The following is a 544-nucleotide window of genomic DNA, read 5'->3' on the forward strand; positions in this document are numbered from 1 at the left end:
CCGCTCCAGGACCCGGTGATGCTGTCGGCGGTCGCGTACTTCTGCTGGTTGGGGGCCCAGCCGGTGGCACCGGAGGTCAGCAGGAAGTAGACGCCGTCGCGCTTGAACATCGCCGGGGCCTCGCGGGACTCGCCGTTCCACAGGCTCTGGACCTGGGCGTCGATGCCGGTGTAGTCGGCGGTGAGGCGGTAGACGTGCAGGTCCCGGTTCTCGTTGGCGGCGGAGATCATGTACCCGGTGCCGTCGTCGTCGACGAAGGTGGTGATGTCGCGGGACATCGAGCCCAGCGGGCGGAAGCTGCCCCGCCAGCTGTAGTCGCCGTCGATCGTGCTGGAGACCGCGACGGCCGCGCGGGCCTCGCTGTAGTCGGTGGCGCTGCCCTCCTTGTGCATCCACATCACGAACTGCCCGGTCGCGGCGTTGTACATCACCTTGGGGCGCTCGATGTTCGCGCCGGCGAGCTCCGGGTCCGTCGCCTGGGTGAGCACGTGGCGGCGGAACTCCCACGTCTTCAGGTCCGTCGAGCGGTAGGCGGAGACGTAGC

1 protein-coding gene is annotated in these 544 nt (G+C 69.1%); it reads right to left on the minus strand.

Annotation, left to right across the window (positions count from 1 at the left end; genetic code table 11):
- Positions 1–544 (minus strand): family 43 glycosylhydrolase (locus PUR56_RS03790; protein ID WP_329947841.1); only part of this gene is annotated, 544 nt, incomplete at both ends.

It is taken from the genome of Streptomyces sp. BE303 (assembly GCF_036290945.1).
GTDB lineage: Bacteria > Actinomycetota > Actinomycetes > Streptomycetales > Streptomycetaceae > Kitasatospora.